We start from the raw sequence: 25,309 nt of genomic DNA, 5'->3' as shown, positions 1-25,309 counted from the left end.
GGCTTAGCGTTTTAAATCCGCATTTCCGTGACGGTACCCCCCATAAAGAAAAAAGGCATATAATTAATGCCTTTTTTCTTTATCATCATTTAACTGGATAACACACTTCTGTAACCCACTTATTAGGATCCGATTCCATCGCTGGGCTCACATGATAAATATTAAACATCGGACCTGCTAATTCATAACCTTCTGTCTCAATCCATTTTGCTGCAGCCTCATTTACAGCTGTCATTTGTTCATAACTTCCATTAACTGTTATAGACGCTACATGAGTTGATCCAATATTTTTAAATGTAACATCATTTGTATTTTCATGTTTACCTAAAATACTTAACTGTATTTCTACATCTACATCATTTTCTTTGTATTCGCGATCATGGAAAACCGCAATACTATAACTCGGATGGGCAATACTAATATCTTTCATTTGTATTTCTTGCATTAATATACCCCATAAATCTCCTTCGCGATTATAAGATGGAATAATCTTTCTAACACTAGCTACATTTCTTTCTGGAATTTCTTTTATTGAAACATGATAGTTCATCTCAACAACATCCTCTCTCATCGTTTTTATTGAGGCTTCGAGAAGACGTAATTGTTTTTGGAGGTTATTCATGTCTTCCTTAATTTGAGCACTACGATTTAAAAATTGTTCCTTTATACCATCTATATTATCGGATTCTACTATTTCTTTAATACTAGCAATATTAAATCCCATACCTTTTAACATTTGAATTCGATTTACTTTCTTTAATTGAGCTGCTGAATAGTATCGATATCCACTTTGTTCATCGATTTTTACTGGTTGTAATAATTCCACTTTATCGTAGTGCCTCAACATACGAATACTAATGGAAGATAGTTTTGAAAAATCCCCTATTTTAAACATGTTTTCCTCCTATAAATTACATCTATTTCGAAGTTCAACTTAACCTTAAACAATGACATCGTGTGAGAGTCAACTGTTTATAACGCTTAAATTATATTTCTTTAATTATTTACCTCTGTACCTTTTTCCTTCTTAAGGCTATAAAGATTGATATTAATCCGTTCACAGCTAATAAAATTACTATAATACTTATAAGTAAAGCTACATCTGCCGCAAATATTTTAATCGTATGCCATGGTGAGTTTGTACTATAAGTAAGAAGCGGGATGAAAATAATAGATACTAGTAGAAATAGACTCCCTATAAATAACCAAGTTAGTCTTTTAACTGTTTTCTTATGTTTATATTTTTTAATTAACATAATTGATGTAGTGAAAAGCGCGAATATAACTATAGACATAACAATTTGTGTAAATGGTATGTTTTTAGGGGGATCAACCGGTTCTTCTCCATTCAAAATACTAATAATCCCCTTTTTCAATACTGATAGTGCGGTTTCTTCTAATACATGATTTTTATTCGTTAAAATCACACCACTCCAGCCACTTTTATTTAAAGTAAATATTTCTGCACGAGCATCGGGCGTTGATCCTGAATGCCAAATCATCGTTTCGCTTTCATTTATATTTGTGGTTCTTAATCCAAAACCATAACTTTTTTCTGAATTTATTTGATAAAGTGGTGAAAGATAAAGATCCATGTTTTCTTGCTTTAAAAATTGAGCATCCTCTGGCCGATTCAAAAACATAATATATTGAATCATATCTTCTAAATTTGCAGTAATATAGCCATACGGTGCCCCTGCATTATCATAGGACACTACACTTTTTCTTGGTATGCCAAACCACGACTGATAACCTGTTAAATAACCTTTTTCATATGCAGTTTCTTTACTTGCTGCCGCGCCATTCATATTTAATGGCTGAAAAATATGCTTTTCCAAATATGATGAATATGTTTCATTTGTGACGGCCTCAATAAGCGCACCAAGTATTATATAATTCGCATTACTATATTGATATTTTTCACCTGGTGGAGCAGTTAATTTTACATTTGATAGTTTCATTACATTTTCTTGTAATGCTGTAGAATTTTCGGATTGCTTATCTGATAATGCTAAGCCCTCATATGTACTGATTCCGCTTGTATGAGTTAGTAGATGTTGGATTTTTATAGTTGAGGATATTTTAGGATATTTTAGTTTAAACCAAGGAAGATACCGTTGAACTGGATCCTCTAATTTTAATTTTTTATCTTCTATTAATTTCACTATAGCTAAAGCTGATAAAGATTTACTTATTGAGCCGATTGCAAATGGGGTTTTACTAGTTACCTTTTTTTCAGATTCTCCAGTAATCCCCATCGTTTTTGTGAAAAATACATCTTTATTATGTACAATTGCAACAGAAGCTCCTGGAATGTTCTGCTCCTTTATAAATTTTTCAATATACTTATCTAATGCAATTTTAATATTTTGCTGAGCATAAACTTTTGAATCTGTAATACATAACATTAATACATTACAAAGAATATAAATTAGAGACATTTTATAGATCGTATTCTTCATTATGCTTTAGACAGCTTTCGTTTTTTATAACTTACTAAACTAATAAATACTACTACAGAGAACATAAAACTAATCATTATTAATAATGAATTCCACCATTGATTTTCTGAAATACGATATAAAAGATTATACTGAAATGTATTTTTACTATTAGTTGGATTAGATGATCTAGTTAAAAATATTGTGAATGTAGTTTGCGAGATGAGGTAAGTAATAATTGCGATGAATATGCCGCGTAAGATAGATGTGTTTAATTTCCCCTTTTCATTTTTAAGTTGTTTCATTTTAACTTGTAAATCAATCTCATTTATTTCTAAATAATCTTGAACAAATAATTGAGGTGTACCTAAATCATCTATACTATCTTCACCATGTTCACGACATTCTTGAATATGTTCTAATATTTGTCGCTTAATATTTTTCCTTTCTTCTAAACTAATATCGTATTGCTTTAATTCCTTAAGTACGTCTGTTAAAAATTGCTTTTCTTTACCTATCAATCTATTCCTCATTTCAGAAGGTCTCCTTTCAAACCGCTTTTTAATAATGTTTGAATATCTGATTGCAATTCTAACCACTCATTAATTTTCTTCTCAAGACGTATTTTTCCGTTTTCATTAATTTCATAATAAATCCTAACTTTACCACTGTCTGTTACTACTTGATAAGTATTAACCCACTCTTGATTTTTCAACTTAGTTAATATGGGGTAAATACTTCCTACTCCTTTCAATTTTAAATTGTTTACTTCAAGTTCTTTCATAATCTCATAACCATAACTTTTCTTTTTCGACAAAATAGATAATACACACATTTCTAAATGACCTTTAATTAAACTTGTTCTGTCCATAGGATAAATTTAACAGAAATATATACTTCATTCAAGTATATATTTCTGTTAAATATGAAAAATCAGACAACAGAACAGAGATATTATAATCAAAATATATTACTTGCGAACTGTTTTTACCCCTACCAATCACTTTTATAATATAATAATTACATAATATATCAACTGTTTGTCCCTTTTATTTTTCTATCTCTCCTCCATATCTTAGTTGGAAATGTAGTATACGGGACATAAAAATACTAAAAAATCCAATTCCTTAATTTTCACATTAAGAAATTGGATCTTCTTTCATTACCTTGTAATACTCATAGTGCGTTATTATAAACATTATAAAGAATATACGTTTTATATAAGTTATGTTAATAATACATAAACTAATATAACTTTACTGATTACTCTCAAGACATTCATAAACCGCCATCATATCTCGTTTATCCAATTCTCGAATACGATTAAAAATTGGTATTTGCGAAACAGCTTCTGTTAATAAGCTTTCATCCACAACATCACAAACTTTTCCATTTAACCATGTTTGTACATCCACGCCCTCAACAATTTCTTTTAGTCCTTCGTCATTAATACCAGTTGCAGTACAAGTTACACATGGGATTGTTAGTTTAAAGACACCATCATGTAGATTATCTTCCGTTATAACTTTCTTACCTTTACAGAATGGACATGGATTACTTTTTTTAATTTTGTTAATTTGGGTAACTAACTTTTTGTATCCAAACGCTTCGTATACATACGTAAGTTTTTTATATTTACCATTTGTGAAATATTTATCTATAATGGTTTCTCTCGTTTCATATGCATTAGGGAAATCACAAACAGTTACTTGATTATGAACACTAATGGATTCAATATTTCCTTTTATTTCGTCCCAAAATGGTAAGACATTTTGTAACACCATTTCATAGTTTGAAAAGCTTACCTGTTCTAATTCAAACATTTTCAGTGCAACTTGTGCTTTTCTTGGCAATAACGAAACATCTTCTGTCAATTTCATATCGCCACCAACAATAGATTTCAATTTATGAAGTGCAGGTAAATCACCGACTATTTTCAACACTTCATCAACTGGTTGATTGATGATTTCACGAATATCGACGTTACCAAATTTAAGCGGTTTATGATGATTTAATACCGTCCCCTCACAAATTGGACATGTCATCATTTCTTTAGAAGTCTTAATTTCCTCTTTAATAGCTGCTTTTGAAATAACAATATATCCACCAATAATCGTATTAAATCCTACCCATGTTCTGCGTGTCTTTCCTTTTTTATCATAAAATGATTTTTCAAAATATCCGTACCAAAACGTATGCTTTTCTTCTTCTGACATATCGTTATAGCTCTTTGACAAATCGTGACCAAGCTCATTTTTAATTTCTTCAAATAGAAATTCTATTTTTTCATATTGATAAAATTTTAATACTTTCATGATTTCCGGATCAAATAAACCGTCCCAAAATGGAACGTTTTTATCTTGAATTGTAATATCTTTATCGAAAACTTCAATTTGAAGACGTCCAGAACAAGATGGACAATGGTTGTCCTGTGAATAGAAATCAAAACTTCTCGTATCTTTATTAGTTGGATGAGCAGCTACAATATGATTAATTAATCCACCAATTTCAAATAAGAAACTATATTGACTATATAAATGTCTTTCAAGATCAATAGCAACAACAGGTGCAATTGTATCAGATTCATATTCGCCATAAATTAAACGGGCCATTGATGATAAACTTTTTAAAATACCACCCTTATAAATGTTTTCCGCATTTTTAAAATACTTAATATGATTTTCTTCTAAATAGTGAACGCCTTCTTTTTGCTTAAGTGCTGAAGAAATATGTATTTGCTCAACATTATTCACACTGCTTTTTTGACGATAATAATCTTCATGACTTACTACATCAAGATGCTTTATAGATTCAAGCTGTCTTTTCCCGAAATCTACAATATAATCAGAGCTTTCTAGCATGTAACTATTATGTTCAATCATAATGATAGAGACTGATTCATCTTGCAATATCCCTCTAACACTATCTATAAATTGATTTAAAATATTTTGTGATAAACCTTTTGAAGGCTCATCAAAAATAAATAATGTATGTGGATTTCTAGTGTTTGCAAATAACTCCGAAACTAAATGAACACATTGGAACTCACCTGTTGATAATGTTTGTGTTTTTCGTTCTAACGTTAAATAACCTAGTCCTAATTTAATTAATAGACTCAAGCGTTTATACGCAATATCTTCATTTGGGAGTTCATCTATAATATCCTCAATAGAACGCTCAAAAATATCATCAATTTCTTCGCTATACTTTGTGAGTTTCTTTTTAATATCTAGGAAAGTGGCTACAGTCGATCGACTTGTAATGGATTGATTTCGATCTTGTCCGACCATAACTAATTTATCTTTTGGATATCGTTTCAAAAAATCTGTAGCTAAACATTCATTGACAAGTGTAGATTTCCCGCATCCAGATTCTCCAGTAACCGTCACAAGCCTATTTTTAGGGATTTGAAACTCCGCCATTTGGATATTACGGCAATATAATTCTTGGAATGTATAATATTCTGTTAGTACTTCTTTATTTAGATCCGACAGTATTGGTTTTGGTCTTGGCGATTCTTTCACAATTTGTCCACCATATTTACCGCTACCAGGTCCAAAGAACAATTGCTCATCTGTTGTATCCAGTACAGTATCTGAATGATCAATGAGCCAAATTTGATTTTTACACCCTAACTGCTTAATCTCTTCTAATATTTGTAATAATGTTTCATGATCAAGTCCAACTGAAATCTCATCAATAATAATTACAGTATTTTCGCTTACTGCCATAAATTCAGCCAAATAAAGTCTTGTTAACTCTCCACCTGACAACGTACCCATAATTCGATTTAATGTTAAATAACCAATGTTCATATTAATTATATTTTGCAGTATATGTTGCTTCGCTTCACTAATATTTAACTCTTCCGCTAACGAAAGAATAGACTCAACACTTAAATCATTAATATTTGAAATTGTATGTGGTTTAGCAAATAAATCTATAGTATGTTGTTCGATTTCTTCGCTATAACGTTTTCCCTTACATTTTTTACACTCAATATTTTTAGTAGTGCCTCGGCCTTTACAACCAGTACACCAACCTAACTGATTATTAAACGAAAAAACCTCAGGGGAAAGATGAAATACTTCGGCAAGTTTTTCGCGAACTTCAGTAAACACACCAGTATGAGTACCTATCGTTGAACGTGGATTGGAAGAAATCGATGATTTTCCTAGAAAAAGAACTAAAGGCATATCTTCTATCTTAATAGCACTAAAATTTGTTTCCATGATATTAGGAAATAAATATTGATATTCAGCCTTTGGCAATAAAGAAACTAATCGTTTTTTTGATTCTTCGCCAATCGTTTGACAAAAAGTTGTTTTACCCGATCCTGATAAACCAGCGATTCCAAACGACTTATTAAATGGAATAACTGTATCTAATTTATTTATGTTATTAGCAATTAATTGATTTACTTTCATATTAACCTCTATTCTTATTTTTCATCAAAACCATTTTTACAATGTAATAATTACACAATAAATATAATCTCTTACGAAATTATCCTCTCACTTCAAGAACCTTATCCTTATATATTCCAAACCACTGTTGCCATTCATCTTTAGAAAATTCTTTTTCTTCTCCTTCTAGAACGGAAGAAAAAAGATCTAAACAAATATGCCAACCAGCTATATCTTTCGGTGTATGATCTGTTAACTCATGAATGTATTCTTTAAGAAGTAAAAGAGTACCATTTTCCTCTTTATGTATTTCAAATCGGATACGATCTTTATCCCAAGTAAATTCAAGCACTGTGTTTAGTTGACACTCTAAAATATCAATATTTATTAATGAACCGTCCATCATGTCGAACTTTATTATTCCACCTGTTTTAAGACTTTCAATTTGTAAATTAGACATCCATTTTTTTAGCTTACTGTTTTCTGTTAAAACAGACCAAACTTCCTCTATCGTATATGAAAATTGTCGTTCAAACTTTACAATATATCCATCAGTTACTTTTTCAATTTCAGCTATCATATATATTGCCCCCTACTCTTAAACAGAATATATGTTCTTCTTTTATTTTACCCGATTTTATATATAAAATAAATCTTTAATGAAGTATTAATTATCATAAATAATCTCTTACATATTACATACCAATAAAAAAAGCCGCATTTGCGACTCATGAAATTATAATATTAACCCTTGCTTTTATTGAATGACTTACCGCTTAATCGCATCAACAATTAAAGATGGAAAACCAAGTTTATCACCTTTATTTCTAGAATCATATCTTTTCGAACGGAAAATAACACCGTCGTTTGCATCCCATTCGTTGTAATAAAACTGTCCATTTTCATCACAATATTCAAGTAAAACTACCTCAAATTCAGCAATTTCAAACATTTTCGTTAATGTTTTATAATTATGAACAATTTTATGACTTGCTGCTGGATGATCTTTCGGGCCAGGTCCGCCTATTTGAACTATATTTTGGTATGCTTCATCTCGGAAGAATGCATCAGGAACACCACAACGAATATGTCCTGCTGGTTTTAAAAATTGATAACAAATTTCTGCTGCCCTTACACCTTCTTCAAATGTAAGGTGTTCCCATACATGCTCAGCTAAAATAGCTGAAATAGAATTGTATTCAAATCTTTCTTCCCACGTAGCTTTATCTAGTAAATTAAGTTCATCTTCTTGCGTTTGTAACCAACCTGGATTATTATTAAACACCCCAGCTCCGACTACTACTTTAATTTCGTCTTGTTTTATTGCCATCACTTTCACCTCGTAAACATTTTAATTATTAATATATTCTATGTTTACTATTATCCTTCCTTCTTTAACAAATTTAGTAGCATGAATCTATTACAATACCGAACTCATCCCCTAAAAACTATCTAATGTAACGATTTTTCTTACAGAAATATAGCACGCCAAACATTAGCACAAAACCAATCACGTAAAAACTTGTTGTTCCGCTGCCACCAGTATTGGGGATTACCCAATTATTTTTCACATTTTTCACTGTTAGTTTTTGTGTCCTAACCGCTTCTGTAATTTCTATTTCTATTGGATCTCTAAGTAACATATATCCGTTTGGCGCTTTTATTTCTTTAATCGTATACTTTCCAAGTACTAACTGATTGGAAATCACCTTTCCTTTTTCATCCGTTGTTAATCTAGTAACTTCTTTACCTTCTTTATCTAAAACTTGAAATACAGCACCTTTTAGTTTTAAATTAATATCCTTATCATCAACTTTCTCAATTTCAAATTGCCCAGTCGGATCTGGTAATTTCTTATTCCCTATTTTAATTTCTACTACTGTATCTTTTTCTATTTTTACAGCTATTTTATCTTTTAATAATTCATAACCTTTAGGTGCTTCTACTTCCACTAGGGTATAGTTACCTATTGGCAATTCTTTTGATATCGCTTCTCCTTTTTCATCTGTTACTAACTCACCAACTACTTTTTTATTTGAATCTTCAATATGAAACTTTGCCCCTGCTAGCTTTTTATTTTTATCGCTCGTATCCACTTTTACTAACTTCATTTTCCCCATTAGATCTGGTAATTTCTTATTTCCTATTTTAATTTCTACTACTGCATCTTTTTCTATTTTTACAACTATTTTATCTTTTAATAATTCGTAACCTTTAGGCGCTTCTGTTTCCACAAGAGTATAGTTACCTATTGGTAATTCTTTTGATATCGCTTCCCCTTTTTCATCTGTTACTAACTCACCAACTACTTTTTTATTTGAATCTTCAATATGAAACTTTGCCCCTGCTAGCTTTTTATTTTTATCTCCCGTATCTACTTTCACTAGCTTCATTTTCCCCATTAGATCTGGTAATTTCTTATTTCCTATTTTAATTTCTACTACTGCATCTTTTTCTATTTTTACAACTATTTTATCTTTTAATAATTCGTAACCTTTAGGCGCTTCTGTTTCCACAAGAGTATAGTTACCTATTGGTAATTCTTTTGATATCGCTTCCCCTTTTTCATCTGTTACTAACTCACCAACTACTTTTTTATTTGAATCTTCAATATGAAACTTTGCCCCTGCTAGCTTTTTATTTTTATCTCCCGTATCTACTTTCACTAGCTTCATTTTCCCCATCGGATCTGGTAATTTCTTATTTCCTATTTTAATTTCTACTACTGCATCTTTTTCTATTTTTACAACTATTTTATCTTTTAATAATTCGTAACCTTTAGGCGCTTCTGTTTCCACAAGAGTATAGTTACCTATTGGTAATTCTTTTGATATCGCTTCTCCTTTTTCATTTGTTACTAACTCACCAACTACTTTTTTATTTGAATCTTCAATATGAAACTTTGCCCCCATCAATTCTTTATTATCATTATTACTATCTACTTTTTTTATCTTTACTTTTCCTGTACTAGGCTTGTTCCAATGTTGCCAATTAAATTTGAAATTGTGAAATTCAAATCCACCAGTTTGTTGTACTGCACCGACAAATGCTTGTCCATTAATCGAACCGCCTTTTGTTTCTAATACAGCATTTGGAGCAAACACACTCCCAACGACACCATATCCCTCTGTTGTGATCTTTTTTGCATTAGGAAAAACCCAAATCACCTTCCCATATAACTCAGTGAACGGTGAATTAGGAGAGTAGGGTTGTGATGTAGGAATTATATCTGTAGCCCTACCAATATTGTTCGTGTCATATAAGATAGCACCATTTTTAAATGTAACCTCTATTGCATCCGAATACATAACGATAAAATCTTTTCCTTTAGCATTAGGTAAAAAGACATCTCTTATATCTAAATTGATTTTCCCTACCAGTTCTGATGAAACATAAATATTAGGATTGTTTATATCTTTTCCGATTCCATAACTCATATTTGGAATTGGGGTATTCGTTTTATATTGACCAGCATTTTTACTGACTTGGTTCACTATGTTGTGAAATTCATTAAATTTCGCGTCAATTTCTAGTTTTTCTTTATAAACGATACGATCATAAGAAGATTGTATGATACGATTTGGATCACTCTCTTTTGTCATTACGACTATTCCGTTTTGAATGATAAAAGATTCCTCTCTTGATTTTTTAAATTTTCCTGACAATAACAAGGATGGATATCCCTCATCATCCCATTTTTCCCCAACTATATTAGATGTTCCCGCTGCTGCACCTACAATTGTATAACCAGATGCATCCATATCACCTTGAACTGCAATTGCTCCTTCAATGTCTCCACCTACTGCTATATGGTTACCAAAGACAACAGCATTATAACGCGATATATCCCCTAGACCTTCTAAGTTAGTCGTGGATCCATATGCTTCTTTTGGTGCATATACGACAAAACTTACACATAACAGTAACAAAACCATAAAATGAATACTTACCAACTTTAATCGTAACCTCAATTCCTTTGTCCCCACCTTTACCGTATTTTTTCTACAGTCGAATAAAGTGAAACTTTTTTCAGTGAGGATTTACTTCATCCCCTATATACCTTCTTTGCTTATCTCTGGATTTTCGGTCCCACTGCCCATTAATACAGGATAAATAAATTCATTCTATCGAGTTAATTTTTTCTTATAAATTGCGACTAGTAACACACATAATAATAGGATTAAGACTACTACGGTCCACTTATTAAACATAAATATCTCTTTACGCATTTTTTGTTTTTCTTTCTCGTTAAACTCCACACGCCCACCTCGAACCAGTAATCTATTTGTGTTTACTCCATAAGGCGTACATGTAATTAATGTTATATAATCTTTCTTTTCCACAATTTTTAAATCGTCCGTTTCGTGTGGTAACACTACTTTAATTTGATCTACTTTATAAGCAAGAATTTTGTCTAAAGAATGAATATAAAAAAGATCTCCTTCACTCAACTTATCTAAATCTGTAAATAATTTTGCTGATGGTAAACCACGATGCCCTGTTAAAATAGTATGCGTATTTTCTCCACCTACCGGAAGTGAAGAATATTCTAAATGACCTACCCCCCGACTCAATACTTCCTCAGAGGTCCCTTGATAGATTGGCAGTTTTATATTAATTTTCGATATTTCAATATACCCCATTACATCACCTAAATTTAACGCATCGGCATATGCTTGATGATTATTTTTTTCTTCAGAAAATGGATCTGCAAATGTTTTCATGGAAGTTTGAACTTGTTTATTATATTCGGTTGCTTCTTTTTCCCTACGTTCAACTTCTTTCTTTTGTAGTGCTTTGATCTTCTTATCGTAGGAGCTAATCTCAGAATAATGTGCACGAGTCGCCAACCAATTACTAATAGTAGGATATAAAAAAATAGCTAATCCAAATAAAAAAATACCTCCTAAAACAAGATTTCGTTTCATATTTCCACCTCTACATATACTAAAATATCGAAAAGAGGGAAGCATTTTGCTTCTCCCCTTTTCACATCATTTGGTTACATGTTCCTAAAACCTTAATTATTAGCAAACTTTTTTCTAAAGAAAACAAATGCCGCTGTAGCCATTAACGCAAGGCCTAGTACAGTAAATAGAGTCGTTCCGATACCACCCGTTACAGGAAGAATCCATCCACTTTTATTATTTTCAATCGTTAATTTAACCGTTTGATTATTTTCGCTAATCTTTACATCAATAGGGTCCTTTAATAATTGATATGAAGCTTTTGTACCATCTTCTTTTGTATAAGTTGGTGCTTTCGTTTCAAAAATTTGATAGTCTCCATACGGAATGTTAGTCCATTTAATAACACCATTTTCATCTGATACACCTGTGACTTCTTTACCTGCCACAACAACTATTTTTCCATTTTTATCTTTAAGTACAAACTCCGCACCTTTTAATTTCTTCTTATCAGCACCATCAACTTTTGTTAACTCAATAATTCCAGTTGTCGGAACAACAACTACAGGTTTAGATTCCTTTTCTCCAATTACATCATTTTTATTTATAAAATCAATTTTTGCTGTATTTAAAATTTCCGAACCAGATAGTACGCCTTCTTTTACTTGTGATTTAATTTGTAAATGAAATTCTTTTTTACCATCTAACTTTGTGAAATCTTTTACTGTAGCTGTTACTTTTTGGCCTTCTACAGCTACCTCTACAATACTTGCATTTACTTCAACTCCATCAATTTTCACGACTGGTTTCCCTTGAATCATTAAACGATTGTCTAAAGTATCTGTTACTACATATTTTTTGTATTCTTTAATGTCTTCTGGAATTAATGTTTTGATATCATAATTGTAATTAGTTAACGGATTAATTGGTAACGCTTCCAATTTCCCGTTTATCTTTTTATCAATATTTGGTTCTTCATAGTTTTGCACTTCTACTTTAACTACTGTACCAGAAGTAATTGTTCCATCTTCGTTAATAGTTCCGGAGGTCTTTATAAAAAACTCGTGTTTAGTCGGATCTAGTACATACCCTTTCGGCGCTCTTGTCTCTTGGAAATAGTATTCCCCATACTCTAATCCTTGCACGCGAATATGCCCATTACCATCTGTTGCTAACTCTTTTTTCACTTCTGTACCATCTTTTTTAAATAAAGAGAATACTGCACCTGCTAATGCTTTTTCATTTGCACCAGTCTTTACTAAATCAACTGCACCACGTTTAATCTCATTTTTCGGATACATATGAACATCATAGTTTAGCACCTTACCCTCTTTATTCGTTAATGGAATATCCACTGTATACGTATTTGGATTTAGGTTAACATGCGGAGGTCCTGCCACTTCTTTCACTTCATAACGTCCTAGCGGAAGATCTTTTAATACAGCTTGTCCGTTATCATCTGTTACTACTTGAGTTGGAGTTGCTCCCATTACAGGCTTCACATCTTCTTTCACGATTTTCCCATCGTTTGAAATTTTTTCAAACGATGCAACCCTTTTCACTTCAAACGTTACACCTTTTAACGGTTTCGCATTTGTTGGTACCTCTTGATTTGCAGAGCCATCACCTTCTAGCCCCGGTGCGCCATCTTTTTCTTGTTCATATTTATGAATCGTTAAAGTACCTTTGGATGGTGAAGCTGCCTTCACTAATACACTAGACCATGTAGAAAATGTTAAGAAAAATACTAAAAGCACACTAAATATTTTTTTCATTTCTCTTATCCCCTTTACTACTTCTATCATTTTAAAGATCTCTTTATTACTATTACCCTCTTAAAAGCAATAGTGTGCCAAGTACCAGATTTAAACGAGTAACCTAAAACATAGTCGTCCAACAATCCATTGTTTACAATCACTTATTCACTCTTCTTATTTTCTATTATTACGTTGTCTCTCCGTATGATATATGTAGGTTTCTCCCTAAATTACACTTATATTTCTACTTCAAAAATCGTTACCCATTTACTTCTATCGCTAATTTTCATTAATTACTTAACTTAAATTCAATTCATTAATCTCTCCCTTCCTATCCCTATTTAAAATCCAATCTTAATCATTTTTGATACATATAAGCAATGACCAACGAATAAGTGTAACAATTCATATTTTACGTTACTCCCTAAAAATATTACCTGTATATTCAAATAATATGTGCTAACCATGTTAAATTATGGTATTATTCTTAGAAGTTTATAATTTTTATAGATAAATTTTTTCCGTTTCTACTTATGAAAAAAAGGAATATGTAAACATTCAACTATTACGCACAACTGTAAGGAGGAATAATATGACTAAAAAGCTCAGTCTAGTCGAGATAGAGTACATTTGTAATATGTTTTTCCAATCTTTCGAAATTCCAGTTTGTTTTTTAGATTGTAACAAAAATATTCTTTTAGAATTTACATCAAAAGATGATTCACATTCGTTCTATAAATCAAAAACAGAACAGTTACATGTTCTTTTTCAAAAAAATGATTCATTTAATTCGCCTATCTTCAGAACACACCAATATTTAGGGCACTTCATTTTAATTCACATAAAGAGCGATTATATAGTGAACGGTACTGTTATTATTGGGCCCTTGACACATGTGAATTTTTCTACAAGTAAAACGGATAGTAACCTTAATTTTATTTCGAATTATAAAAGAACAAGAGACCATTATTTTTCATTGTCAGTCAAAGATCAAAATTTCTTTGTAAATATAGCAATATTGTTCTATAACATTCTCTATAAAAAAAATTCAGATGTAAGTACCTTTTCAAATAACAGTGACTCATTTCATGTAAGTCATAGCAGTATCTTAAACGAGGATGTATATATTTCAATGCAAAAAAACGAATCTATCTGTCATAATTTGTATATAGAGCAGCAACTACTTGGAGCTATAGAAAACGGGGATAAAGAAAGCGTACTCAAATATTATTACGAATTCCAACAAGAGACTCTTTCATCCTTATCTTCATTCCATCAATTAAGACGTCATAAAAACATTTGTATTTCATCCATCACACTTGCTACTAGATATGCTATAAAAGGAGGACTTCCTTCCGGGATTGCTTACAAGATTTACGATCTACACATTCAAAAGACAGAGGATTTAAAAGACACAGAATCTGTTTGGGATTTATTAAGAAATGTTTTCTGTACTTTTGCAGACCGTGTAAAAGCACAAAAAGTACAGAAATACTCCAAGACTATCGCTATTTGTAAAAACTATATTTTTGAAAATATTTACAATCAAATATCTGTTAAACAACTTGCTAAATTTGCAAACGTAAATTCAGATTATTTATCTATATTATTCAAAAAAGAAGTCGGTATTTCATTAATTGAGTACATTCAACGTGAACGAATTGAAGAAGCAAAAAAATTATTAACTTTCACAACCTATCCCTTATCAGACATATGTACTTCGCTCAACTTTAGTGATCAAAGCTATTTCACTAAAATTTTTAAAAAATTCACTAACGAAACACCTGGTAAATACCGAAAATCTCATGTTGTCATATAGAGTTAAACTTTCATTAAAACAAAGTGTTTTTAGTAACTTATTAATGGCAGATTAGAATTACTTCCACATCCATGACCTTTTAAATTTAGGCTATTTTTAAATCTAAAAAACACGTTACTATTCTTTTATTTGAATGAGAATAGTAACGTGCTTTATATGTAATGTAGATCTGTAGGCAAAATAGCGTCCAAGCACAAATTTTTATAGAAGCAAAATACACTACTTAAATACTAAAATCTTATTAAGTAAAAAATTCATCTAATAATTATTGTGTGATAAATAATCCCTACTATTATTTTTATATCTTTCTAAATTTGCGAACCAAAGTGAGTACTGTACCGACAATAATCATCCATATGCCCATTGCTGTACTGTTTGTTTCACTTGCACCCGTGTTGGGAAGCTCTTTATATGTAGATTCTTTTTTATCAGAATTAATGCAGTTCGGGATATTACCGTTATTACTGTTATTACTGTTATTAGTAATACCTTTAGCTTTGCTAGTGTCTTTATCCTTCACTAATACTTTTTGTATTGCATGTACCTCATTACCTACAGAATCTGTGACACTATATATTATTTCAAAAGTACCAGCTTTAGAGGTATCTACATCTCCTTCATAAACTACTTTAGAAGTAAGGTCACCGTTTTCCTTATGAGTAGCTGATACTCCTACCATTGGATCGAATTGATCCCCCTCAGTAATTGTAGTTGTAGCAGGTACTTTTAGTATTGGTATTTCATTTTTAACTTCACCTCTAACTTTGACCGTTACAGTTTGTTTCACAGTTACTTCATGACCTTTAGAATCTGTAACTGTGTACGTTAATACGTAAGTACCGGCTTTAGAGGTATCTACTTCACCATTAAGTTTTACTTTAGAAGTAAGATCACCGTCTTCTTTATCAATAGCTAATACTTTTTCCATTGGATCAAATGAATCTCCTACATGAATTGTCGCTCCAACAGGGGCTGTTAATGTAGGTTTTAAATCTAATGTTTCTCCATTTCCCTCTACAATTACAGTCTGTGTAGCCGTTGCATTCCCCCCTTGAGAGTCAACGACCGAGTAATCCACAATGTATGTACCTAGTTTAGAAGTATCTACATCGCCTTTATGTTTTACTTTATTTGTTAAATCACCATCTTCATTATCAACAGCTTTTACATTACTCATCGGGTCAAATGTATCACCAACACGCAGTGTAATTGTAAGCGGTACAGTTAATTCAGGGACTTGGTTTTCTGCAGTTTTTTCGTTTTCTTTCACTGTTTCTTTGATTTTTGCTGCATCAAAAGCTTTTTGGACCGCTTCACCCTCAATTGAGTTCGCTCCATATTTGTTTGTTGCAACTTTAAGACACGCTAATCTTAATTCAGAGAAATTAGAAGTCATGTTCAACTCATCAGTATTTGCATAATAGAAAATATCAAACATTTTATCTTCACCAATACCATTTACAGTTACACCGTTATGAGTGCCACCTTGTGCAATTAAATACGCGACTTTATTAATAATACTTGAGTTGAAATGAACGCCCTCATTATCTTCTCCGTTTAAATCACTGTATTTGCTATAATCATCTGGATACGGTACTCCATCAAAAAAATTGATTGAAGATGGATTTTTCATATTACGTAAAACTGAGCCGCTTTGTTCTCCTATTGTCCAATTAAATTCTCCATTATTTATATATTTCTCAATAGCCGTTCCCATAATATCCGATAACGCCTCGTTAATTGCGCCGGATTCTCCGAAAAATTCAAGATTAGATTCGCTAGATGTAACCGCATGCGTAAATTCATGACCCGCTATGTCAAATGCTCTAACCATTGAATCGCCATATATTAGCATACTAACATTGTTAACATTAGCACTAAATGCATTACTCCAATTTTTAGGATCATCTGTTTCTCCAGAATCCCATGCATGTACAACTGATACTACTTTGTTCCCCTTATTATCAAAACTATTACGCTTATATTTATCTTTATAAAAATCATATACCTTTGTTGCTAAAAAATGAGCACTTACTGCCTTTGGATCATTAAATGTTGTTGAAGTGCTAGTTGCTAATATACCAGGATAATATTTTCCTTCAAAACTAATATCTCTATAATTCACATCATATGTCTCAATTCCTTGCCCTCTTGTGTAATCTGCAAGCGCATATTTCCCATTACTTTGTTCAGAAATACCAAATGTGCGAGTTATCCCTAAATCATCTTTACCAGTTCCGGTTAATGATATGGAATTGCTTTTTTTAGTTTCCTTTAAAGATTCCACTTGCTCTTCACTTACTTTTAAGCTTGACTCTTGCACCATATTTTTCAACATATCACCATTATGAGCATTCACTAAATAAGTTCCAGATACATAGTTTGGTGTTGCAGCAGTAAATGTAACTTGATATGCATTGCTAGCCTGTCCATTATTTTCATTTACAAAAATAACTTCCTTAACTTCTGGCTCAGAAATAAATTTAATATCGTTCCCGTACTTCGTATAAATATGTTGTTTTGCTTCTTCTTTTGATAAATTACTAGCATTCTTTAAATCTTCTTGTGTTAAATTTTGTGCACTTTCTCCTGAAATACTTTTAATAATACCCTTTTTATCTACATGAGCAGTCAATTGGTGTCCATATACTTCTTTACCTTCATATATTTGTTGCATACGCACAAGTGTAGTCCCATCATAAGAACTACGTTTTTGAACAACGTTGTAATCTACCCCTTTGTCTCCACTAACTTGTTTTGAAGACAAAGCATGCTCGGTCTTTTCCTTAAGTGCATCTTTCACTACATTCTCTGGCGTCTTTTGTGATGGTTGTGTAAGTTCACCTGTACGGAACGAATCCTCTTGAATTTCAACTTGCATTTGACCCGTTTCTTCTGCATAAGCTACTCCATATGGTGTAACACTTGTTAATACTAGTCCTGTTGTTAATGCAACTATAGCTATTTCTTTTTTATTCTTCATTTTATTTTCCTCGTATAATTTCCTAAAATATGAAACTGCTTAAATGTATTCCTATCAAAAATAAAAAGTACATCACATTGCGCAAAACTGTATGATAAAAAGATGACTTCTGTCATCAACAAAAGTCATCTCTTCAATATGTCATATCCCTAATATGTTTTTAATGCATACTTTCTATATGAAAAAGAAAAAGTATTCTTTAACGAGCGTTTTGCAATACTTTTATTAGGTCATTTATATTTTCAACTTTTTGCTGAAACTGATCAAGCCTGTTATGTAGCAATGAAGGATTCTTATCTTCAGTTGAAATAACTTTTTTTAATTCTTGTTCTAATTTATCATATGTATCAAAGAAATTATCAAATTCTACACTTATAAGTTCTTCATTTTCACGATAAAATCTTTTTGCTTCTATATAAGTCATATATGATTTATTTAAAAACCCTAATGAAATTAAATATTTAGAAGTGTTTTCTTGATAAATAGCAATATCACATGCTATTTTAATATCAGAATAAGTCTTTTGAACGAAACAATGCAATTCAAAAATCTTAAACTTTAATCCATTATTCATTTCATCCCCTCCCATCCTATCTATTCTACATAAAAAAAGAATATTATACAAAGTAAAATATCAATATAGCACAAAAATAAAAAGCGTAAGAATGACTCCTTTCGCTTTTTATAGCAATACATACATTTCATATTGTGCTAATGAATTCTTTTCAAATCCAGTTTTCTTTAAAAACCCTTCCAGTAAATTGTTGTTTGGAAACCCAATTGATAAACTTGCTAAATTCAACTCATCTATTGCTACTTGTAATAATTTTGATCCAATACTACGATTTCTAAAGTCTTTGTCTACGAAAATAAAACTAATTTTACCTTGTTCATTCATACATATTGAACCCTTTAAATCATTATCGACATATGCACCGTAAAATGTATTATTTGTTTTTTCGATATAATCCATATCATTTTGCCAATTTATATGGAAGTGTAACCATTTCTGAATTTCAACTTTAAAAGATGCGAAATCTAATTGTTTTACTTCAATTCCCTTACAATCTTTATTTATTATTTTAGTCATATCTTTTAAATTATAATAAGATAGATCGTACACTTTTTCATAGCCTAATTTCGTATAAAAATGAATCGCTCGGTCATTGCCTACAATGACTTCAAGAAAAAGTTGCTTACACTCATTTTGAAGCGCCTCTTCTTTATGCAGTTCAAATAATTTTTGACTCACACCAATACCGCGGTAATTAGGATGAACCGCTAGTGTTCCACAACGCATTGTTTTTATGTTTTCATAATCCTTTATTCCGCCAAGTATTACACCAACAGATTTGTTACCGTCTAAAGCAAGAAAGGAATGTTTTAGTGAATTCCCTTCTGGTCCCAAAAACCTTTTTATAAAATCTTCTTTTGAAACTTCCATTTTAATAATGTAATCTGAAAATCCATCTTTAAAAGCTTCATACACTAAATCTATACTTACTTCACTGCATCTTTTGTATTGAATCATATAAAATTCTCCCCCACTTACTCGTGTTAAACTTAGCATTCAAATACGTAAAATGTACTAGTTCCAATCTACCCATCATTCTTTAACTTTTAATTAAACCATTTAATTTGAAATAAACGGGCACTTCCCTACATATTTCTCACTGTTAATTTGTTTTATAATAAACGGTGCAATATCCCCATTTTGTATTTTGATTCCTGGCATATCAACTAAACTCTTTTTTATATTTCCAATACCATTTCCCTCTATAACAAATGGTAATCTAACAATTGTCCAATCTACTTCACTACTTTGGATAATTTGTAATTCTTTATATTTATCTTGCATCATTTTTGATAAAAAAACTTTAAACAAGGTAGCTCCCATTTTATTTACAATCCCCTTCTGATCTCCTGTAACATTTAAAGAACCTCCAGAAATTACAATATATCGTTTTATTTCAAACTCCTTCATTGCTTCTAAAATATGCTTCGTTACTGTGCTAAAAATATAAGATTCATTTTTCGGTTGACCTACCGCATTAATTACAGCTCGACAACCTTTAAGTAATTCACGTATTGAAGAAAAATCACGTGCATCCCCAATAATAGTCTCTAAATTTTCATTAGTTATCGTCATATTATTAGAATTTCTCGTTAATATTTTTACTTGATATCCCTTTTCTAATGCTTCGTTTACAAGGAATTTCCCGGCTTTTCCGTTTGCACCCAGAATAGCTATTTTATTTGTACTTTCCAATATTAACCCCTCTTACTATCTATTATTTACTACATTAATCTCATACACACGTAAAAAAGCAATTAAATGCTCGCACGCTCGTTCACATGCCAACATTTTATAGATTTTTTGTTCCTCTTTCGTTTTATCATTCGCTTGATCTGAAGCAGCTTTTAAACATAGAAAAGGCTTTTTATTGATTTGGCATACATAAGCGAAAGCTGCCACCTCTTGATCAACCGCTAAAGCTCCATATACAGTATGGAGTAAATATCTCATTTCTGAACTACGGATACGTTGATCTCCAGATAAAAATGTACCGAAATGAATCGGATCATAAGATCGTATCTTTTTTATTCTTCTTACAATTGACTTTGTAGTTTCAATAGGTGCTGTTCTACCATTATATAAATTAAAAACATCTTCCCCCGAACCAGCAGCAGTAACGTCATGTTGTATTGCATTAAGTGCTACTACAATATGACCATTTTTCACCTTATTTGATAAACTTCCGCATATCCCTGTCATAAACAACTCATCTGGCTGAAACTCACTAATTAATAATTGTACACAACTTGCACAACTTACTTTTCCAACTCCAGTTATCACGGAAATAACTTCCATATTATTAATATAATGAAAATGAAATTCCCAAGCTGCTCTTTTTTCAATGCGTTCACTTGGATAAACTTGATGCAAATACGTAAGTTCTGGTTCCCACGCTGATACGATTGCAATACGTTTCATTACACACTTCACTTCCCCCATTGTTGTCATGTAAATAAGTTATCTATACTTTCTCGTTCATAATCTGGAATCCACACTTTATATTTCTCATATAAATTTCGTATTGTTTCTTTATTCTTCGCAATTACTTCACATCCTCTATCATCGTAAATAAACATGATAATATCTTTCGATGCATTTATGAGAAATACATCTGGATAAGAAATCTCTTCCTTACGTCCAAAACGAGGATTAAGACCTGGAAAATCTTCATGATTCGCAGCTTGAATAAGCGGTTTATACTTTATATCGCTAGCAAAACACTTTAATGAAAATTGATATGTACAATATAAATTAGCTTCTTCATCTTCAAATAGAAAAGGTAATGTTTCTTGTCTTATTTGGAACTTTAGATCCCTCTTTTTAATAAATCGATTATATACATTTATTTTCTGCGAATTTTTCACGTTTTCCTTTTTAAATCGATAAACATTTGTAACTAAAAATACTTCATCTTCTTTTGAAAATATATCTTCAAATAAGTGTTTATTATATGTATAAAGTTGAGAGAAATATTCCATATTTAAATCGTCGGTACCTTCTACATTTTGATATTTCCCTTCCCCAAAATGAAAATGCAAATGATTTTCCCACTGAAAGTATATATGCGGTACTAATGTAACCCCAGGAAATGTTTGATTCATATATTCTTTTAATTGCATTCTTATACCCTCTCTACTCTATAATTTCTTTTAACTGCCAATATGCATCTTCTAGCCACTGATGAATGACCTTCAATATAACGTTGTATTTAAATATCCTTTTTATTTGTATTCGTTATGAATGTTTTAATCCCCTTTTTATACGTTACATGAAATTTTATGGCAAATCATTGCTACAAAATACATAAATGTTTGATATTATAGTAATGTTAATGATTTGTTAGGAAAGGAACTACATAATGAATAAAAACATATTAATTATTGATGATGATAAAGAAATTGTTGAATTACTTGCTGTTTATTTGCGAAATGAAGGCTATAACATTTATAAAGCATACGATGGCGACGAGGCATTGCAAATGATTTCTACATATGAAGTTGACCTTTTGATTTTGGATATTATGATGCCAAAACGAAATGGATTAGAAGTTTGCCAGGAAGTTCGTGAGAATAACACTGTACCTATTCTTATGCTGAGTGCAAAAGCAGAAGATATGGATAAAATATTAGGTCTTATGACAGGCGCAGATGATTATATGATTAAACCATTCAATCCATTAGAATTAGTAGCTAGAGTGAAAGCTTTGCTACGAAGATCATCTTTCCAAAATACTACTTCTCAAAAGAATGAAGATGGTATTCTTCATATTCGTTCTGCTGAAATACACAAACATAATCATACTGTTAAAGTAAATGGAGAATATATTAAACTTACATCTATTGAATTTGATATTTTATATTTACTTGCGAGTAATACTGGAAGAGTATTTAGCTCCGAAGAAATTTTTGAACGTGTTTGGAATGAAGATGGTTATGGTTCAAATAAAACTGTAATGGTTCACATTAGTAATTTACGGGATAAACTTGAAACAGTAATGAATGGAGAGAAGTTTATTCATACTGTTTGGGGAGTAGGCTATAAAATTGAGAAATGAAGCATTTGATATATTAAAAGATATCCCTAAATGGAAGTTAATTTTTTGGTTCTCGTTAGCTATCATACTTACCCCTATAACTGAATTAATTATATACCGTCTTGTTACAAGTGTAATTGAAAGTTCACTTACGTTAAGCGAACTCGGAAAAGAATTCATTAGAATTTTTGGTTATGAAAAATATAAAGGAATAAAGGAATCTCTATGGATGATGATTGTCTCTTATTTATTTTTATTTTCTATTTTCTCATCCTACCTATACATTTTTTATCGTCATGAAAGAAAGATTTATTATGAAACTTGTATAAAAAAAATGATAGAAGAGATTCGTTATATTGCAAATGGAAACTTCAATCATAAAGTTTCTATCGTAAATCATAATTATCTAGAAGAGTTAGCGACCGGGGTTAATCAAATTGTTGAACAATTGAAAGTCTCAATTGATGAAGAGAGACAGGCAGAACAAGCAAAAAGTGAACTTATTACAAATGTATCACATGATTTACGTACTCCTCTTACCTCTATAGTTGGATACGTGAATTTAATCCACCATGATAATTATAGAGATGAAGTGGAATTACGCTATTATATACAAGTCATTTACGATAAAGTAACCCGTCTTAATGCATTAATGAATGACTTGTTTGAATATACACGTGTTCAAAATAAAGAATTAAGTTTATATTCTGTCCCCATTGATATTGTAGAGCTACTTGGACAATTAACTGTTCAATTCCGCATACAAGTTCAAGAAGCAAATATAGAATGTCGACCTTCTTTCCCATCTCAAAAACTCATGGTATTAGCTGATGGAGACAAATTAGTGCGAGTGTTTGAAAATCTTATTATAAATGCTATCGCTTATGGAAACGACGGTGGATATATCGACCTTGCTGCCTATGAAAGCAATAATATGATTAATATAGATATAACAAATTACGGCCAACCTATTCCTAGTACGGATTTACCTCATATTTTTGAACGTTTTTATCGCGTTGAAAAATCTCGCTCTACGAACACTGGTGGATCTGGACTCGGATTGGCAATTGCAAAAAGTATTGTCGAATTGCATAAAGGAACAATTGAAGTATATAGTGATGATAAAAAAACAACTTTCACTGTAAAACTACAACCATATAAATGTTAATACCACTTAATGTCAGGTCCAATTTCTTACCCTATAAGAAATCGGACCTTTTTTCCATTAAAACCCAAAATTTAATAATATTTTATAATTCTTTAGAAATTCTTTACCTTTTCTTTCTTCCTAATTAAGCATTCCTTTTTACAATATTATTATTGATGTCATAGTAGGAGGATCGCTTATGCAATTCTTGAAAAAGTTCGCAATTTTATTATTATCTTTTGTTATCACAGCACTTATCGTTTTATATTTTTACCTTTATGTAAACGGTCCAATTATTCAAGCTAAATCAGCTATTTTAATAGATGCTAATTCAGGTGAAGTTATTTATAAAAAAAATGAAGAAATTCCTATACAATCAGCTACTTTATCTAAATTAATGACAGAGTATATCGCAATGGAACAACTGAATGAAGGGAAAATACAGTTAGATGAGTTAGTAAAAATAAGTAACGAAGTTTTCCGAGCAGAAACGAGTCCAATACAAGTAACTTCGAAAGATAAAACGACGGTTCGAGATTTACTTCATGCATTGTTTTTGACAGGGAATAATCGTTCCGCACTTGCCCTTGCAGAACACATTGCTGGAAACGAAGATAACTTTACACTTTTAATGAATGAAAAAGCAAAACAATTAAAGCTATCACAATCATCCCCGTTTCTAAATGCTACTGGAATGAATAACGATACGAATAAACAATCAACTACAACAACAATAGACGTAGCTAAACTAGCAACACAATTAGTAACAGACTTTCCAGATGTATTGAATATTACGAAGCTAACCTCTTACCAATTTACCTTCAAAGATTCCAAAGTTTTCAACACTAATAAAATGATTTATTCCCTTAATAAAAACATTAAACTCCAAGGTGTTGACGGCTTGCAAACTAGTTTTTCAACTAATGGTAATTATAGTTTTGTCAGTACAGCAAAGCGAGGAGATACTAGACTTATTTCAGTAATATTAGAGGCCGATGATGAAAACAGTACTTTTATTGAAACAAAAAAGTTACTACAGTATGGTTTTGATCCTTCCTCGTACTCTGCAATCCAAGCCTTTAAAGATGCTGTTACATCTTGGACAGTTTTGCTTCAATTTAAAAATTTGATCATACAAACATTGTTGATTTTCTTCATCATTACAATTTTAATGTTTTTACATATACGTCAGAAAAAATCCGAGGATTTCAACTAGGAAATCTTCTTTTATATAAAAAC

General features: G+C 31.2%; 20 protein-coding genes. 4 read left to right on the top strand and 16 right to left on the bottom strand.

What is annotated here, in order from left to right; translation table 11 throughout:
* Positions 1-85: 85 nt before the first annotated feature.
* The 10 genes from J0835_RS12380 to J0835_RS12335 all read right to left on the bottom strand — a co-directional run bounded on the left by J0835_RS12380 (position 86) and on the right by J0835_RS12335 (position 13,529).
* Complete coding sequence (locus J0835_RS12380) at positions 86-895, bottom strand: MerR family transcriptional regulator (RefSeq protein WP_087980495.1); 810 nt, start codon at positions 893-895, stop codon at positions 86-88.
* 109 nt (positions 896-1,004) lie between these two features.
* Positions 1,005-2,462 carry a serine hydrolase domain-containing protein gene (locus J0835_RS12375; RefSeq protein ID WP_087980494.1) on the bottom strand — a complete coding sequence of 486 codons (1,458 nt, stop codon included), beginning with the start codon at positions 2,460-2,462 and terminating at the stop codon, positions 1,005-1,007.
* The gene (locus tag J0835_RS12370; protein ID WP_140386764.1) at positions 2,462-2,974 is read right to left on the bottom strand and encodes a hypothetical protein; all 513 of its coding nucleotides are present in this window, start codon (positions 2,972-2,974) and stop codon (positions 2,462-2,464) included. Before J0835_RS12370 ends, J0835_RS12375 begins: the two co-directional genes overlap by 1 nt.
* Positions 2,971-3,276, bottom strand: coding sequence for a PadR family transcriptional regulator (locus J0835_RS12365; RefSeq protein ID WP_000338007.1), 306 nt, complete (start codon positions 3,274-3,276; stop codon positions 2,971-2,973). Before J0835_RS12365 ends, J0835_RS12370 begins: the two co-directional genes overlap by 4 nt.
* Before the next feature lie 421 nt (positions 3,277-3,697).
* Complete coding sequence (locus tag J0835_RS12360; RefSeq protein ID WP_087980493.1) at positions 3,698-6,868, bottom strand: ATP-binding cassette domain-containing protein; 3,171 nt, start codon at positions 6,866-6,868, stop codon at positions 3,698-3,700.
* Between the two features lie 79 nt (positions 6,869-6,947).
* A complete protein-coding gene (locus tag J0835_RS12355) occupies positions 6,948-7,427 on the bottom strand; it encodes an SRPBCC family protein (protein WP_087980492.1) in 480 nt (159 codons plus the stop codon).
* 189 nt (positions 7,428-7,616) lie between these two features.
* The gene (locus J0835_RS12350) at positions 7,617-8,177 is read right to left on the bottom strand and encodes a class I SAM-dependent methyltransferase (RefSeq protein WP_087980491.1); all 561 of its coding nucleotides are present in this window, start codon (positions 8,175-8,177) and stop codon (positions 7,617-7,619) included.
* Between the two features lie 118 nt (positions 8,178-8,295).
* The gene (locus tag J0835_RS12345; protein ID WP_333728125.1) at positions 8,296-10,818 is read right to left on the bottom strand and encodes an MSCRAMM family protein; all 2,523 of its coding nucleotides are present in this window, start codon (positions 10,816-10,818) and stop codon (positions 8,296-8,298) included.
* A 153-nt stretch (positions 10,819-10,971) separates the two neighbouring features.
* Positions 10,972-11,775 (bottom strand): class C sortase, encoded by an 804-nt coding sequence (locus J0835_RS12340; protein ID WP_087980489.1) that lies wholly within the window; start codon positions 11,773-11,775, stop codon positions 10,972-10,974.
* Positions 11,776-11,867: 92 nt separating this feature from the next.
* Positions 11,868-13,529, bottom strand: coding sequence for a SpaA isopeptide-forming pilin-related protein (locus J0835_RS12335; protein WP_087980831.1), 1,662 nt, complete (start codon positions 13,527-13,529; stop codon positions 11,868-11,870).
* A gap of 574 nt (positions 13,530-14,103) precedes the next feature.
* Here J0835_RS12335 and J0835_RS12330 point away from each other — a divergent pair.
* Positions 14,104-15,330, top strand: coding sequence for an AraC family transcriptional regulator (locus J0835_RS12330; protein ID WP_140386761.1), 1,227 nt, complete (start codon positions 14,104-14,106; stop codon positions 15,328-15,330).
* Between the two features lie 298 nt (positions 15,331-15,628).
* Here J0835_RS12330 and J0835_RS12325 read toward each other — a convergent pair whose 3' ends face one another.
* The 6 genes from J0835_RS12325 to J0835_RS12300 all read right to left on the bottom strand — a co-directional run bounded on the left by J0835_RS12325 (position 15,629) and on the right by J0835_RS12300 (position 22,009).
* Positions 15,629-18,313 carry a M4 family metallopeptidase gene (locus tag J0835_RS12325; protein WP_087980488.1) on the bottom strand — a complete coding sequence of 895 codons (2,685 nt, stop codon included), beginning with the start codon at positions 18,311-18,313 and terminating at the stop codon, positions 15,629-15,631.
* 199 nt (positions 18,314-18,512) lie between these two features.
* A complete protein-coding gene (locus tag J0835_RS12320) occupies positions 18,513-18,887 on the bottom strand; it encodes a hypothetical protein (RefSeq protein WP_001059012.1) in 375 nt (124 codons plus the stop codon).
* A 108-nt stretch (positions 18,888-18,995) separates the two neighbouring features.
* Positions 18,996-19,844 (bottom strand): GNAT family N-acetyltransferase, encoded by an 849-nt coding sequence (locus J0835_RS12315; protein WP_087980487.1) that lies wholly within the window; start codon positions 19,842-19,844, stop codon positions 18,996-18,998.
* A gap of 102 nt (positions 19,845-19,946) precedes the next feature.
* Positions 19,947-20,582 carry an SDR family oxidoreductase gene (locus J0835_RS12310; protein WP_087980486.1) on the bottom strand — a complete coding sequence of 212 codons (636 nt, stop codon included), beginning with the start codon at positions 20,580-20,582 and terminating at the stop codon, positions 19,947-19,949.
* Positions 20,583-20,597: 15 nt separating this feature from the next.
* Positions 20,598-21,338 (bottom strand): phosphorylase family protein, encoded by a 741-nt coding sequence (locus J0835_RS12305; protein ID WP_140386760.1) that lies wholly within the window; start codon positions 21,336-21,338, stop codon positions 20,598-20,600.
* On the bottom strand, positions 21,335-22,009 hold the full coding sequence (locus tag J0835_RS12300; protein WP_140386759.1) for a DUF3885 domain-containing protein: 675 nt from the start codon (positions 22,007-22,009) through the stop codon (positions 21,335-21,337). The genes J0835_RS12305 and J0835_RS12300 overlap by 4 nt, the downstream gene beginning before the upstream one ends.
* Positions 22,010-22,248: 239 nt before the next feature.
* On the opposite strand from J0835_RS12300, the gene J0835_RS12295 reads away from it, so the two are divergent.
* The 3 genes from J0835_RS12295 to J0835_RS12285 all read left to right on the top strand — a co-directional run bounded on the left by J0835_RS12295 (position 22,249) and on the right by J0835_RS12285 (position 25,286).
* On the top strand, positions 22,249-22,944 hold the full coding sequence (locus J0835_RS12295) for a response regulator transcription factor (RefSeq protein ID WP_063224878.1): 696 nt from the start codon (positions 22,249-22,251) through the stop codon (positions 22,942-22,944).
* Positions 22,934-24,091 carry a sensor histidine kinase gene (locus J0835_RS12290; RefSeq protein WP_087980484.1) on the top strand — a complete coding sequence of 386 codons (1,158 nt, stop codon included), beginning with the start codon at positions 22,934-22,936 and terminating at the stop codon, positions 24,089-24,091. Before J0835_RS12295 ends, J0835_RS12290 begins: the two co-directional genes overlap by 11 nt.
* A 178-nt stretch (positions 24,092-24,269) precedes the next feature.
* A complete protein-coding gene (locus J0835_RS12285; protein ID WP_087980483.1) occupies positions 24,270-25,286 on the top strand; it encodes a D-alanyl-D-alanine carboxypeptidase family protein in 1,017 nt (338 codons plus the stop codon).
* Positions 25,287-25,309 lie beyond the last annotated feature (23 nt).

It is taken from the genome of Bacillus cereus group sp. Sample62 (assembly GCF_036851315.1).
GTDB lineage: Bacteria > Bacillota > Bacilli > Bacillales > Bacillaceae_G > Bacillus_A > Bacillus_A wiedmannii.
Note: the sequence above shows the minus strand (reverse complement) of the source record. Positions and strands in the feature narration are given on the sequence as shown.